The 13,435-nt window shown below is 73.1% G+C and carries 11 protein-coding genes; 3 read left to right on the plus strand and 8 right to left on the minus strand.

The window, feature by feature from the left end; translation table 11 throughout:
* Positions 1 to 187: 187 nt before the first annotated feature.
* Positions 188 to 1,663 (plus strand): DUF2079 domain-containing protein, encoded by a 1,476-nt coding sequence (locus HYQ63_RS18055; protein WP_179934884.1) that lies wholly within the window; start codon positions 188 to 190, stop codon positions 1,661 to 1,663.
* Here HYQ63_RS18055 and HYQ63_RS18060 read toward each other — a convergent pair.
* Positions 1,635 to 2,426, minus strand: coding sequence for a VOC family protein (locus HYQ63_RS18060; RefSeq protein ID WP_179934885.1), 792 nt, complete (start codon positions 2,424 to 2,426; stop codon positions 1,635 to 1,637). The two genes, HYQ63_RS18055 and HYQ63_RS18060, sit on opposite strands and share 29 nt — an antisense overlap.
* Before the next feature lie 113 nt (positions 2,427 to 2,539).
* Between HYQ63_RS18060 and HYQ63_RS18065 the strand changes: the two genes are divergently transcribed.
* Positions 2,540 to 3,145 carry an RDD family protein gene (locus HYQ63_RS18065; protein WP_179934886.1) on the plus strand — a complete coding sequence of 202 codons (606 nt, stop codon included), beginning with the start codon at positions 2,540 to 2,542 and terminating at the stop codon, positions 3,143 to 3,145.
* Between the two features lie 84 nt (positions 3,146 to 3,229).
* Here HYQ63_RS18065 and HYQ63_RS18070 read toward each other — a convergent pair whose 3' ends face one another.
* Entirely contained in the window at positions 3,230 to 4,486 is a 1,257-nt protein-coding gene (locus tag HYQ63_RS18070; RefSeq protein WP_179934887.1) for an Ig-like domain-containing protein, read from the minus strand.
* A 308-nt stretch (positions 4,487 to 4,794) separates the two neighbouring features.
* On the opposite strand from HYQ63_RS18070, the gene HYQ63_RS18075 reads away from it, so the two are divergent.
* Entirely contained in the window at positions 4,795 to 5,091 is a 297-nt protein-coding gene (locus HYQ63_RS18075; protein ID WP_179934888.1) for a hypothetical protein, read from the plus strand.
* A gap of 89 nt (positions 5,092 to 5,180) precedes the next feature.
* On the opposite strand, the gene hutH is transcribed toward HYQ63_RS18075, so the two are convergent.
* The 6 genes from hutH to HYQ63_RS18105 all read right to left on the minus strand — a co-directional run bounded on the left by hutH (position 5,181) and on the right by HYQ63_RS18105 (position 13,363).
* Positions 5,181 to 6,725 (minus strand): histidine ammonia-lyase, encoded by a 1,545-nt coding sequence (gene hutH / locus HYQ63_RS18080; protein ID WP_179934889.1) that lies wholly within the window; start codon positions 6,723 to 6,725, stop codon positions 5,181 to 5,183.
* Between the two features lie 431 nt (positions 6,726 to 7,156).
* On the minus strand, positions 7,157 to 8,254 hold the full coding sequence (locus HYQ63_RS18085) for a sensor domain-containing diguanylate cyclase (protein WP_179940235.1): 1,098 nt from the start codon (positions 8,252 to 8,254) through the stop codon (positions 7,157 to 7,159).
* Positions 8,255 to 8,485: 231 nt separating this feature from the next.
* Positions 8,486 to 9,280 (minus strand): enoyl-CoA hydratase/isomerase family protein, encoded by a 795-nt coding sequence (locus tag HYQ63_RS18090; RefSeq protein ID WP_179934890.1) that lies wholly within the window; start codon positions 9,278 to 9,280, stop codon positions 8,486 to 8,488.
* A 46-nt stretch (positions 9,281 to 9,326) separates the two neighbouring features.
* The gene (locus HYQ63_RS18095; protein ID WP_179934891.1) at positions 9,327 to 10,829 is read right to left on the minus strand and encodes a cytochrome P450; all 1,503 of its coding nucleotides are present in this window, start codon (positions 10,827 to 10,829) and stop codon (positions 9,327 to 9,329) included.
* A gap of 63 nt (positions 10,830 to 10,892) precedes the next feature.
* Positions 10,893 to 12,197, minus strand: a complete 1,305-nt coding sequence (locus HYQ63_RS18100) for an adenylate/guanylate cyclase domain-containing protein (protein ID WP_179934892.1) — start codon at positions 12,195 to 12,197, stop codon at positions 10,893 to 10,895.
* Positions 12,198 to 12,475: 278 nt separating this feature from the next.
* Positions 12,476 to 13,363, minus strand: coding sequence for a biotin--[acetyl-CoA-carboxylase] ligase (locus HYQ63_RS18105; RefSeq protein WP_179934893.1), 888 nt, complete (start codon positions 13,361 to 13,363; stop codon positions 12,476 to 12,478).
* Between the last annotated feature and the right edge of the window lie 72 nt (positions 13,364 to 13,435).

Here is a 13,435-nt window from a genome sequence, read left to right on the forward strand (position 1 = left end):
CTTGGTCAGCCTCCGGTCGTGAACAGCCGTAAACAGCCCGTGAACCCGCGCCCGGACCCGCTCCGGACCCGCTTCGGACCGCTCAACGGCGGCATCCCCGGCGACGGTGCAACCGCCCCGCCCCTGTCGCGTATCTTTTCGACCGGGCCGCCCCGCCCCCATGACCCTCACAGGACAAGGACCCCGGATGGACACGGCAGCGACAGCCCCGCCCGGCACCACCGCCGAAGGGGCGACCGCCGCCACGGGCCGTGAACGGCTGCGCACCCGGGCGGCCGCGCTGCGCCACCCTCGGCTGGATCCGTACTGGCTGGCCCTCGCCCTGTTCGCCGCCTTCGCGACCCTGTCGATCTGCCGCTACCGCCGCATGGCCACCATGTCGTGGGACCTGGGCATCTTCGAACAGGCGATACGGGCGTACGCGCACCTCCAGGCCCCGATAGCGGACCTCAAGGGCCCCGGCGCCAACATCCTCGGCGACCACTTCAGCCCCATCACCGCCCTCCTCGCCCCGCTCTACCGGATCTTCCCGAGCCCGGTCACGCTGCTCGTCGCGCAGGCCGCCCTGTTCGCGCTCTCCGCCGTCCCCGTCACCCGGACCGCCGCCCGGCTGCTGGGCCGGGCCCGGGGGCTCGCGATCGGCATCGCGTACGGCCTGGCCTGGGGCCTCCAGCGCGCCGTGGACTTCGACTTCCACGAGATCTGCTTCGCCATCCCGCTCATCGCCTTCTCCCTCGAAGCGGTCATACTCCGGCGCTGGTACGCGGCGATGCTGTGGGCCGCCCCGCTGGTCTTCGTCAAGGAGGACATGGGCGCCACGGTCGCCGCGATCGGCGTCGTCATCGCGATACGCGCCCTGCGCGAGCGGGTTCCGGGCATCGCGCCCCTCGCCGTCGCCCTCATGGGCTTCGGCGTCCTGGGGTCGGCGCTCGCGCTCGGCGTCGTCATCCCCGGCTTCAACGGGGCCGGTTCGTACGACTATTGGGACAAGGTCGGCAGCGGGGGCGGCTCGGACGCCACCATCCCCTTCGTCACCGCGCTGCGCACCCTGCTGTGGGTTCTGCTGCCGACCACCGGGCTGCTCGCGCTGCGCTCCCCGCTGCTGCTGGCCGCCCTGCCCACCCTCGGCTGGCGCTTCGTCTCCCACGACGAGCACTACTGGGGCACGGACTGGCACTACAGCGCGGTGCTGATGCCGGTCGTCTTCCTGGCCCTGGTAGACGCGCTCGACCGGATCGGGGAGAGCCGCCGCGGCTGGCTCGTCCGTTACGCCCGTCAGATACCCGCCGCGGTCTGCGCCGCGGCCCTGGCCCTGACCACCTCACTGCCGCTGGGCGGGCTCGCCGAAGGGGCCACCTACCGCAAGCCGCCCCACGTCGACGCGGTGGAGCGGCTGCTGGACCGGATACCCGACGGCGCGACCGTCGAGGCCAACGTCGGGCCGATAGCCCGCCTCACCAGCCGCTGCCGGGTCTTCTGGGTCGGCTCCACCCAGGGCGTCACCCCGCAGTACCTGGCCCTTGCGGAGCCGCCGGGGCGCACGGTGCGGCAGGAGCTGGCGTACGCCAAGCAGCTGCACCCGCAGGCGCGGTACGAGGCGCTGGCGACCGCCGGGGGCTACTTCCTGCTCCGGCTCAAGAGCCCATCGGCTGCGGGGCGATGACCGCGAACGGTGCGCCCTGCGGGTCCTGCACCAGGGCCATCCTCCCGGCCACCATGTCGAACGGCGGCTTGAGGACCGTCCCGCCCTCCGCCGACAGCTTCGCGACCGTCCGGTCGGTGTTCTCGACGGAGAAGTAGACCAGCCAGTGCGAGGGCGTCCCGGCCGGGGCCTCTTCGCGCAGCGGCTGGAGACCGCCGACCGTGCGGCCGTTCACCGTGAGCCCGTAGTAGCCCGTGGCGTCGCCCTCCATGGCGGTCGTCTCGATGCCGAGCGCCTCCGCGTAGAACGTGCTCGCCGTCTCGCGGTCGCTGGTGTTCAGCTCGTTCCACACCAGCGTGCCCGGTTCGTTGACGATGCCCGCCCCGGGGAACTCCCGCGCCTGCCAGACGCCGAAGACGGCCCCGGTGGGGTCGGCCGCCACCAGCATCTTCCCGAGGTCCATCACGTCCATGACGGGCAGCAGCACGGTGCCGCCGTTGCGGCTGATCGCCTCCGAGGTGGCCTGGGCGTCGGTGGAGCAGAAGTAGGTGGTCCAGACGGTCGGCGGCGCGGGCTGGTCGTCCATCGCCTGCGCGGCCATCACCCCCGCCACCGGCCGGTCCTTCAGCGTGCAGACCGTGTAGCCGCCGACCTCGGCCGGGCCGATCTCCCCGGACCAGCCGAACAGCCCGGAGTAGAAGTCGAGGGCGGCCTGCTGGTCGGGGGCCATCAGATCGACCCAGCAGGGCGTGCCGGGCTCATAGGGAGTGGTGATTTCGGCCATCGGTGCCTCCCGGTCAGACCTCTGCGGTCAATTCTCCCCGGGTACGGCGGGAGCGCCACTCGGCGGGGAGGGCGCCGCCGGGCTCCGCCATGGGCCTTGGCAAGATCTTGACCATGAGTGATCCACGGGGGCAGCACCAGCCCATTCCGCATTCCCCTCCGCCCCAGCCCGGCAACCCCTACGCCCAGCGGTACGGACAGCCGCACGCACAGCCGCACAATCAGCCGTACGGCCAGCCGTACGCGCCGCCCTACGGACAGCCCGCACCGCAGCCCCAGCCGCCCCAGCCGGTGCGCGTCCCGGAGCCGGCCGGTGACGAGCGGCGCATGTTCGCGGCGGCGGTGGACTGCGTCCTCGCCCTCGGCGGCGGTTTTCCCCTCGGCATGGACGTCCTCCCGAAGTTCACGGCCGGGGTCGAGCCCCTGCTCCTGGCCGTGGCCTGCATCTTCGGGCTGTCGATCGTCAACCAGGTGCTGGGCGCCTGGATCTTCCGGGCCTCCCTCGGCAAGTGGATGCTGCGGATGCGCGTCGTGCGCGAAACCGACGCCGGGCGGCCGGGGTTCTGGCGGCTGGTCCACCGCTGGCTGCTCGGGATGACCTGGCTGCCGATGCAGCCGGTGCGCTACCTGGCCTGCGCGGACGGCGATCCGTACGAGGACCACTGCAAGATCCGGTACGTGCGCGTCAAGGACCTGCGGCGGCTGCGCCACCTGCACTGACGGCCCGCCACAGGGCCCCGAAAAGCCGGGCGGCGGCCGGCCCGAAGGCCGACCGCCGCCCGGCGGTGAAGGTCAGACGTGGCGTCAGGCGCCGGTCGCGCTGCCCGCCACCCACTGGCTCCAGTCCATGTTCCAGCCGTTGAGGCCGTTGTCCGGCGACACGGTCTTGTCGTTGGAGTTCTTCACCACCACGACGTCACCGAGCTGGGAGTTGTTGTAGAACCAGGCGCCGTCCGTGTTCGGGTCGTTCGCGCCCTTGGTGTCCGACAGGCCCACGCATCCGTGGCTGGTGTTCTGGCTGCCGAAGATGGACTTGGCGCCCCAGTAGTTGCCGTGGATGAACGTGCCCGAGGTGGACAGCCGCATGGCGTGCGGCACGTCCTTGATGTCGTACTCGCCCTTGCCGTCGTCGTCCGTGAAACCGACCGTCGCACCGTTCATCCGGGTCTCCTTGAACTTCTCGGAGATCACCATCTGACCGTTGTAGGTCGTGTTGTCGGGGCTTCCGGCCGAGATCGGAATGGTCTTGATCAGCTTGCCGTCGCGCACGACCTTCATGGTCTTGGCCTTGGCGTCGACCGTGCTGACCTGCGAGTGACCGACCTTGAACGTGACGGTCTTCTCCTGGACGCCCTTCACGCCCGGCGACGCCTCGACGCCGTCCAGGTCCAGCTTCAGGGTGACGGTGGAGTTGGCCTTCCAGTAGTCCTTCGGGCGCAGGTCCAGCCGGTTGCCGTTGAACCAGTGGCCGACGACCTCCTGACCGGTGCTGGAGGTGACCTTGATGTGGGACTGGACGTCCTTCTTGTTGGTCACCGCCTTGTCGAAGTTGATCGACACCGGCATGCCCACGCCGACCGTCGAGCCGTCCTCCGGCGTGAAGTTGCCGATGAAGCTGTTGGCCGGGGAGACGGTGGTGAAGGACGAGTGCTCCGTGGCCTTGCGGCCGTCGGAGTCCTTGGCGGAGGCGCTGATCTTGTACTGGGTGGACCGCTCCAGCTGCCCGTCCGGCTTCCAGGACTTCCCGTCGGACGATATGGATCCGGCCACGGTGGAGCCGTCGGCCTTGGAGATCATGGTCACCGAGGTGAGCTTGCCCCCGGCGACGGTGACCTTGGTGTCGCGGTTGATGCCCGCGTTGGTCGCACCGGACTTCGGCGTGATCTTGATACGGGCGTCGGAAGCGTCCTTGGCCGCCGCCTCGTCAACCTGCGACTGCCCCTTGCCACCGCCCTTGCTGTCGCTGCTGTCGCCGTCCCCGCCACAGGCGGCGAGAGTCAGTACCCCACTGAGCACGGCGGCCGCTGCCGCCAGCCCCCTACGGCGCTTGCCGTACGTCATCACACGCTTCTCCATTTGCGACTGGACCCCAGAAACCCAAGACCGAACCAGCAAGACCTATCCACCAAGAACGCCTGTACCTTTTGGTCGGTTCCACGCCCAGTAAAACTGTGCGCGAGGCCACTTAGCAAAGACGCTGGTCCAGCTTATGACGCAGCGCTGCGAATCCGGACAAACCATGACAGTCCGGGATTAGTCATATGGTGCGGAGCAGGCTGCCGTACCGGATCGCTACCACCCGGCCCCTCCAGGTCACTACGATCGGGCACACGGGGTCAATTCCCCGCAGCCGCAAGGAGGATGCCGTTGTGTCCGCACGCCGACCGCTGCTGACCGCTGCCGCAGCCGGTTCGCTGCTGTGCGCCCTGTGGTTCGTCCCCTCCGCCAACGCGACGGTCGAGACCGACGGCCCCTCGTCGTCCTCCGGTGCGGCACGGGGCGAGGCCCCGTCCCAGCCCCGGACCGAGGCCGTCCCGGACGAACACCTCGCCGACACCGGCAGCGTGGACGTCACCCCGTACCTCGCCGGAGGCACGGCCTTCCTGGGGCTCGGGGTCACGATGGTGACCGCCTCCGCGCGCCGTACGCGCACGGAGACGTCCTGACCGAGCCGCCCTGACCGTGCCGTCCCGACCATGCACCGTCAGCCGAGCATGCACCGTCAGCCGGCCGTTGCCGTCCTGACCATGCTCCGTCAGGCCAGCGGCCCCGTCACCGATTCGACCGCCTCGGCCAGCCCCCCGGACCGTACGAACGCCTCGGCCGCCGCCAGGTCCGGCGCCAGATAGCGGTCCCCGCCCGGGCCCTCGACCCCCGCCCCGCGCACCGCCGCCAGCACCGCCCGGGTCGCCGGAGCGGGCACCAGGCCCTCCCGCAGCTCGACCGCGCGGGCCGCCGCGACCAGTTCGATCGCGAGGACCCGGGTCAGGTTGTCCACCACCGTGCGCAGCTTGCGCGCCGCCGACCAGCCCATGGAGACGTGGTCCTCCTGCATCGCGGAGGACGGGATCGAGTCGACCGACGCGGGCACCGCGAGCCGCTTCAGCTCGCTCACCAGCGCCGCCTGGGTGTACTGCGCGATCATCAGCCCCGAGTCCACGCCCGGGTCACCGGCCAGGAAGGGCGGCAGCCCGTGCGAACGGTTCTTGTCCAGCAGCCGGTCGGTACGGCGCTCCGCGATCGAGGCGAGGTCGGCCGCCGCCACGGCGAGGAAGTCCAGGACGTACGCGACGGGCGCGCCGTGGAAGTTGCCGTTCGACTCCACCCGGCCGTCCCGCAGCACCACCGGGTTGTCCACGGCGGACGCCAGCTCCCGGTCCGCGACCAGGCGGGCGTGCGCGAGCGTGTCCCGGCCCGCGCCCGCCACCTGCGGGGCGCAGCGGATCGAGTACGCGTCCTGGACGCGCGGCGCGTCGTCCTGGTGGTGCCCGGTGAGCCCGGAACCGTCCAGCACCCGCAGCATGTTGTCCGCGCTGGCCGCCTGGCCGGGGTGCGGGCGGATGGCGTGCAGCTCGGGCGCGAGCACCCGGTCCGTGCCGAGCAGCGCCTCCAGCGACAGGGCGGCCGTCACATCGGCCACGGTGTACAGCCGGGCCAGGTCGGCGCAGGCCATGATCAGCATGCCGAGCATCCCGTCGGTGCCGTTGAGGAGCGCCAGGCCCTCCTTCTCCCGCAGCTCCACCGGCTCGATGCCGTGCGCGGCCAGCAGCTCGGCCGCGGGCCGCACCTCCCCGTCGGGCCCCTCGGCCTCGCCCTCCCCCATCAGCGCGAGCGCGCAGTGGGACAGCGGCGCGAGGTCGCCGGAGCAGCCGAGGGAGCCGAACTCGTGCACCACGGGCGTGATCCCCGCGTTCAGCAGGGCCGCCATCGTCTCCACGACCACGGGCCGCACCCCGGTGTGGCCGGACGCCAGCGTCTTCAGGCGCAGGAACATCAGCGCCCGCACCACCTCGCGCTCCACCCGCGGCCCCATCCCGGCCGCGTGCGAACGGACGATGTTGCGCTGGAGCTGGGCGCGGAGGTCGGGGCTGATGTGGCGTACGGCGAGGGCGCCGAAGCCGGTGGAGACGCCGTACACGGGCTCGGGCTTGGCGGCCAGGTCGTCGATGACCCGCCGCGCGGCGGCCACGGCCGCCAGCGCCTCCCCCGCCAACTCGACCCGAGCCCCGCCACGCGCCACGGCGACGACGTCCTCGGCGCTCGTCCCGGACGTCCCCACCACCACAGTGTGCATATCCATATTCAGGCACCCTAGAGAGTGAATCCCCACGTGTCACCCCGGCCGCCTTTCCCCACCCCGCTCCTCCCCGAACCGGGGCGCCACCCCGACCCCGCTCCTCAAACGCCGGAGGGGCTGGGGGCGGGGCATCTCGGCCAGCGTCCGGGGGAGGGCAGGGCCGACGACGCGGCGCACCGGACGAGACGGGGCGAGGTGCGGGCGAACGCCCGGCGGGACGTGGCTCGGAGCGAAGCCAGGCAGGGCCCGGGAAGCCGGGGGCGGAGCCCCGGTTCGGGAAGGGGCGGGGCGGGGAACAAAGCGCGGCGCGGCAGACCACGGACGCCCGCGGAACGGCGAAAGGGGCGCGGGGCACAACCCCGGTTGGGCGCGGGCCGCAGCCCCGCGGGTGCGGGGGCGGTGCGCCCGGTTCAGGGGACGCGCGGCGCGGTGCGCTATGGGCGGCGGCCGCGGAAGCGGCGGCGTTCCGGGCGGCGGTCCGAGGGGGTGTCGGCCAGGCGGATCACCGGGTCGTCCGGGCCGCCGTCCCGGCCCGCGACCACCGGCTTGAGCGACCGCGCCGCCTTCGCGCGGTACTGGGCCGCGTCCGCGAGGCGGAAGAGGCGGCGGGCCGAGGCCACCGGCCCGATCGGATCGCCCGTCGAGGCGACCCCGCAGGCGACCCCCTCGCCCATCTCCAGCTCCGCGGCCCGCCGGCACAGCTCATCGGCCACCCGCACCACCTCGTCCGCCGGGGGCCCGACCCCCAGCAGGCAGAACTCATCGCCGCCCAGCCGCGCCACCAACGCCCCCGGCAACATCGCCCCGCACAGCGACAACACCGTGCCGAAACGTTCCAGCAGGCGGTCCCCCACCGCGTGCCCCAGCGTGTCGTTGACCCGCTTGAGGCCGTTCAGATCGCACACCACCAGGGTCACCACCGTGCCCTGCTCGCGGTACGCCTCCAGCGCCTCATCCAGCCGTATGTCCACCGCCCGCCGGTTGCCCAGCCCGGTCAGGGGGTCGGTGAAGGCCAGACGGCGGGCCTCCTCCAGACGTTCGGTCTGGGCGAGCCCGGCCGCCGCCACCGAGGCCAGGACGGTCGCGAAGTCCGCGTCACCCCGGTCGAACACCGGACTCCCTGCCGCCCGCGCCACATACAGCTCGCCCCACGCCCGCCCGTGCAGCACCAGCGGCGCGACCACGCACGAGCCGCGCCCGCGCCGCCGCAGGGCGGCGACGCGCTGGTGGCAGTACGAGGCCGGGCCCGGCCCGGTGCCCTCCGCGGTCTCCACCCACGCGTGCGGCTCGCCGCCCGCGGCCCACCGCTCGTGCAGGAACTCCGCGATCTCCGGGAAGTCGTGCACCGGATACGACTCGTCGTCCGGCACCGGCTCCTCCCCCGGCATCAGCTCGCCCACGTTCACCAGAACCCGCAACCGGCCCCGCTCCCGCTCCCACACCGAAACCGCCGCGAAGGTGCCGTCCAGCGCGCGGCGCGCGCTCTCGGCGGCTGCACCCACCGACTCGCGCGGCGTGAGGGCCGCCGCCATCGCCTGCGCGAGCCCCACCACCGCCCGCAGCCGCCGGTCGACCCCTCGTCCCCCGTCGTCCCCGTTGTCGCTCACGTCGGCCTCGCATTCCTCACCGCGCGCACCCACCGGAGGCGCGCGCGTCCGCTCTGCACTCAAGGGTAAGAATGTCGAGGACAATCCGCTTTAGACCGTTCACCCCTGGTATCGGCCGGAGGCGCGGGACCCTGCGGCCCTTACGCCCTGCGGCCCTTACACCCCGGGCCACTCCGGCTTGCGCTTCTCGTTGAAGGCCGCCACGCCCTCCGCACGGTCGCCGGAGAAGGCGATCGTCCGCCACCCCGCGTCCTCGACCTCCAGCCCGGCCGGGAGGTCCAGGCCGTGCCCGAGCCGGAGGGCCCGCTTGGCGGCGCGCAGCCCGACGGGCGAGTTCGCGGCGATCCGCCCGGCCAGCTCCAGCGCGGCCGTACGGTCCTCACCCGGCGCGACCAGTTCGTCCACCATCCCCAGCGCGTGGGCCTCCTCGGCGGGCACCCGGCGGGCGGAGAAGATCAGCTCGGCGGCGCGGGCGGCACCGACCCGGCGGGGCAGCAGCTGCGTACCGCCGCCGCCCGGGATCACGCCGACGGACACCTCGGGCAGCCCCACCACGGCCGTGCGGTCGGCGACGATCACGTCGCAGGACAGGGCCAGCTCGTAGCCGCCGCCGAGGGCGAAGCCGTGCACGGCGGCGATGGCGGGCACGGGCAGCTCCAGCACGCCCGTGTAGGCGGCGCGGGAGACCGGGCGGTGGCGCATCATCTCGGCGTCGGAGAAGGAGTTCCGCTCCTTGAGGTCCGCGCCGACGCAGAAGGCGCGCTCGTGGGTGGAGGTGAGCACGACGGCCCGCACCGAAGCGTCGTCCGCGAGCGCCGCGCACGCCGCCGCGATGCCCCGGGCCATCTCGGACGACACCGCGTTCATGGCCTTGGGCCGGTCCAGCACCAGCTCGGCCACGAAGCCGTCCCGCCGGACCGCGACCCACTCCCCGTACCGCTGCTCACCCATCTCGCACCCTCCCGGTTAACGACCGTGAACCGTTGCCCGGGCTACGTTACCGGCGCCGCCGCCACCGCATCAGGAAGGCCGGCATCGACGGCCGAGGCCGGTCGCCGCCCCCGTCCGCCCCGCCCTCCTCATCGGCGGCCGAGGCCCACGACGGCACCGGCGCGGGCGTTGAGCCCGCCCCCGCGCCTGGGGCCCCGCCGGGGCTCGGGGCCGCACCCGGACTCGGGGCCGCGCCGGGAGCCGGGGCTGCGTCCGCACCGGCGCCCCCGCCCGGGGGCGAACCGGGGCCGGGAGGGGTGGGCTCGCTCGCCGGGGGCCGGGGCGGCAGGTCCCGGTCCTGGGGGGTGGGTGGGAAGCGGACGGGGAGGGAGGTGAGGCCGCGTTGGTAGATGCCGGGGCGCCAGCGGAGGTCGTCCTCCGGGGCCGCGAGTTCCACCTCCGGGAGGCGGTCCAGGAGTTTTTCTATGGCCACGGAGGCGATGAGGCGGGCCGAGCTGCGGCCGGGGCACATGTGGGGCCCGGCGCTGAAGGCCAGGTGGCCGCGGTTGCCGCGGTTGCGGTCGGAGACCCGTAACGCGTCCTGGTTGGCGGCGGCGAAGCTGATCACGATCGGCTCGCCCTCGCGCAGCCGCACCCCGGCCAGGGTGACGTCGTGGCGCGGGAAGTGGACCGCGAGGTTGGCCAGCGGCGGGTCCGTCCACAGCACCTCGTCCAGGGCGTCCTCGACGAGGATGCTGCCGCCGGAGAGGCCGCCCGCGAAGCGGTCGTCGGTCATCAGCACGCGCAGGGCGTTGCCGATCAGGTTGATCACCGGGTCGCTGCCGGAGGCGGTCAGGAGCATCAGCTGCTCGACGAGTTCGTGGTCGGCGAGCCGTTCGGGGTGGGCGATCAGCCAGGAGGTGACGTCGGCGGCGGGCCGGGCGCGCTTGAGGGCGACGAGTTCCTGGAGCGCCTCGGTGATCGTACGGTCGGCTTCCGCCACGTCCGTACCGTCGAACAGGTGCGCGAGCCCGGTGAAGAGCCGGTCCGCGATCTCGCGCGGGCAGCCGAAGAGTTCGCCGAGGACGAGCAGCGGCAGCAGCGCGCAGTACTCGCCGATCAGGTCGGCCTCGCCCGCGTCGCAGAACTGGTCGATCAGGGAGTCGGCGATCCGCTCGACGTAGCCGCGCAGTGCGCCGTGGTCGATGCGGCTGGTGGAGTCGTCGATGGCGTTGCGGTACCGCTGGTGCTCCTCGCCGTCCACCGCGGTGGGCTGCGGCCGGTAGCGGATGATCTGCCCGGCGTGGCTGGTGTCGGGGACCCGGCCCTCGTTCTTCGCCCGCCAGCGCCGCGGGTCCTTGGAGAACGTCTCGGGGCGGCGCAGGATCTCCAGCGCGGTGTCGTAGCCGACGCACAGGGTCGCGGTGACGCCCGGATCCAGCTCCACGGGCGCCAGCGGGCCGTACGTCTCGCGCAGTCGCCGGTAGACGGCGGACGGGTCCTTGGCGAACTCGGGCGTATGGAGGGGCACTGCCGCCCCGGGGCCCGCTTCAGCCGGGTCGTCGATCATGCCGACGTACGCTAGCGGACCGGTTTTCCGCCTCGTGCCGACTTCACCGATTGGTGAGATTCATCAACCGCGGCGGCTCAGCAGCCACGGCTCCACGACCCCGAGCCCACGCACCGGCCGCTGCCACATCGGCTGGAGCGCGAAGCGGTACGAGGGCGGCTCCAGGCCCTCCTTCTCGGCCTTGGCGGCCGCCTCCGCGGCCTCCGCCTCCGACACCGGGGCCTCCCCGGTGTGGCTCAGCTCCTCCGCGAACGCGCCGTCCACCAGGACCGCGTTCTTGGGGGCTATGGAGGTCAACCGGCTCGCCAGGTTCACCGTCGTCCCGAAGACGTCGCCCATGCGGGTCGCGACCGTGCCGAAGGCGATGCCGACGCGCAGCTCGGGCATCGTCTCGTCATGGGTCAGGGTCTCGATCAGCCGCAGCCCGATCTCGGCGGCGATGCCCGCGTCGTCGGCCGCGTACAGCACCTCGTCGCCCAGCGTCTTGATCAACCGGCCGCCGTGCGCGGCCACCAGGTCGGCGGCCGTGGTCTCGAACGCCTCGACCAGCTCGCCCAGCTCCTCTTCCTCCAGCCGCCGGGTCAGCCGGGTGAAGCTCACCAGGTCCGCGAAGCCGACCGCGAGCCGCCGGTCCACCATCTCCGCGTCGTCCGCGGCCTGCACCACCCGGCCGGTCGCGGCGGCGAGCTGCCGCCGGTAGACGTACACCAGGAACTCTTCCAGCTCCGGCAGCAGCAGCTCGACCAGCGGGTAGGTGATCTCGGTCCGGGTCATCCCGGACTCCTGGGGTTCGGTGAGCCCCTCCAGGAACGAGTCGATCTGCCAGTCCGCGAGCCGTGCGGTGGTCTGCCCGGTGGACCGGGCCACCTGGATCGCCATGGGCTCGCTCAGCAGGCCCGCCTCGACCAGACCGGACAGCCGCCGCAGGGCGAGGACGTCCGCCTCGGTGAGCGCCTTGGCCTGGCCGATGTCGGCGAAGCCCATGGCCCGCCAGAAGCGGGTGGCCAGTTCGACGGAGACGCCCGCGCTGCGGGCGGCCTGGAAGGGGGTGTAGCGCCGCTCGGCGCCGAGGATCAGCTGTTCCAGCCGGAGCGCGATGGGGTCCGGGGCGTCGGCGCCGTCCTCCTCGGCTGCTTCGGGGTCCTCGGTGGCCCCGGTGGCGGTGGCGTCGGCGGCCTCGGCGGCCGAACCGTCGGCGGCCGAACCGCCCGCCCGCGCCCCGGCGTCCCGTACGGCCGTCTCCCGTACGGCGGCGTCCTGCCCGGCACCATCCTGTCCGGCGGTGGCTTCTCCGGCGGCGGTTTCCGCGGCGGCGTCCCGGGCACCGTGCCCCTCGGCCGTGCCGGAACCCGCTTCGTCGGCGGTCACCGCCCGCCCCCTGTCCGATCCGTGCGCACTGCCCTTACGTTCCTTCTTCCGGTTCGGCCCGCGGCCGCCCCGAACTGGACGGACCGCCACCACGATACGTCAGGTGTGCCCTAGCTCACTCTCCCCTTCTCTCCGTTCGCCTCCGGGGCGCCTCCAGCCCCTGTCGACGGTCGACCGTGCTCGGCCCCTCGTCCCTCGGAGTCTCCGCGCGCTCTCCCTTACGACAGCGGCGCGCCCCTTCGGCTCACTCTGCACTCCGCCCCTTACTCCTCCCGTGACTACTCCTCCGGCGACGCGGGACGCAGGTGCACGATGTCCCCGGCCGAGACCGGTTCCTGCACCCCGGCGTCCGAGGCCAGCACCAGCCGCCCGTCGCCGTCGATCGCGACCGCCTCGCCGACGGTCGCCCCGCCGCCCGGGAGTTCCGCGCGGACCCGTCGTCCCAAGGTCGCACAGCCCGCCGCGTACGCCTCCTGGAGCCCGCACGCCGCGGGGTCGCCCTCGAACCGTCGCCACTCCCCGTACCACTGCTCGATGGACCGCAGGACGGCCCGCAGCAGCGGGTCGCGGTCGGTGGAGATCGCGTTCGCGAGGGCCAGCGAACCGGCCGTCGGCACGGGAAGTTCACCGGCACGCAGGGAGACGTTCAGGCCGACACCGATCACCACGGCGTCATCAGCCCTTTCGGCGAGGATCCCGCCGAACTTCCGCTCCTCGCCGCCAACCGTCACCAGCAGGTCGTTCGGCCACTTCAGCGCGGTGTCCACGCCCGCCGCCCGGCTCAGCGCCGCGGCGCTCGCCACCCCGGCGAGCAGCGGCAGCCAGCCCCAGCGGGACGTGGGGACGCCGGCCGCGCCGGGCCGCAGCAGAATGGAGAAGAACAAGCCGGACCGGGCCGGGGCGGTCCAGGTGCGGTCGAGGCGGCCGCGCCCGGCGTTCTGCTCCTCGGCGACGAGGACGACGCCCTCCGGGGCGCCTGTTCCTGCCCGGGCCACCAGATCGGTGTTGGTCGAGCCGGTCGCCTGCACCACCTCCAGCTCGGCCCACAGCCCGCCGGGGCGTACCAGGGCGCGGCTCAGGGCGGCCGCGTTCAGCGGCGGCCGTTCCAGGTCCGTCCAGCGGCCGCGTGGATCTCCTGGGCCCCCGGGGGTGTCAGATGGCGTCATACGGGCCAGCCTAGGACCAGGAGGTGTGGCCAACGACGCAGTGCCACCCAGCGGTGGCGCCGATACGCTACG

Source organism: Streptomyces sp. Rer75, assembly GCF_013414305.1.
Taxonomy (GTDB): Bacteria; Actinomycetota; Actinomycetes; order Streptomycetales; family Streptomycetaceae; genus Streptomyces; species Streptomyces himastatinicus.

Bases quoted from the DNA above. Each gene is read 5' to 3' on its own strand.
- HYQ63_RS18070 (WP_179934887.1), bottom strand. From the start codon at position 4,486: ATGACGTACGGCAAGCGCCGTAGGGGGCTGGCGGCAGCGGCCGCCGTG.
- HYQ63_RS18060 (WP_179934885.1), bottom strand. From the start codon at position 2,426: ATGGCCGAAATCACCACTCCCTATGAGCCCGGCACGCCCTGCTGGGTC.
- HYQ63_RS18095 (WP_179934891.1), bottom strand. From the start codon at position 10,829: ATGATCGACGACCCGGCTGAAGCGGGCCCCGGGGCGGCAGTGCCCCTC.
- HYQ63_RS18055 (WP_179934884.1), top strand. From the start codon at position 188: ATGGACACGGCAGCGACAGCCCCGCCCGGCACCACCGCCGAAGGGGCG.
- HYQ63_RS18105 (WP_179934893.1), bottom strand. From the start codon at position 13,363: ATGACGCCATCTGACACCCCCGGGGGCCCAGGAGATCCACGCGGCCGC.
- hutH (WP_179934889.1), bottom strand. From the start codon at position 6,725: ATGGATATGCACACTGTGGTGGTGGGGACGTCCGGGACGAGCGCCGAG.
- HYQ63_RS18085 (WP_179940235.1), bottom strand. From the start codon at position 8,254: ATGGCGGCGGCCCTCACGCCGCGCGAGTCGGTGGGTGCAGCCGCCGAG.
- HYQ63_RS18065 (WP_179934886.1), top strand. From the start codon at position 2,540: ATGAGTGATCCACGGGGGCAGCACCAGCCCATTCCGCATTCCCCTCCG.
- HYQ63_RS18090 (WP_179934890.1), bottom strand. From the start codon at position 9,280: ATGGGTGAGCAGCGGTACGGGGAGTGGGTCGCGGTCCGGCGGGACGGC.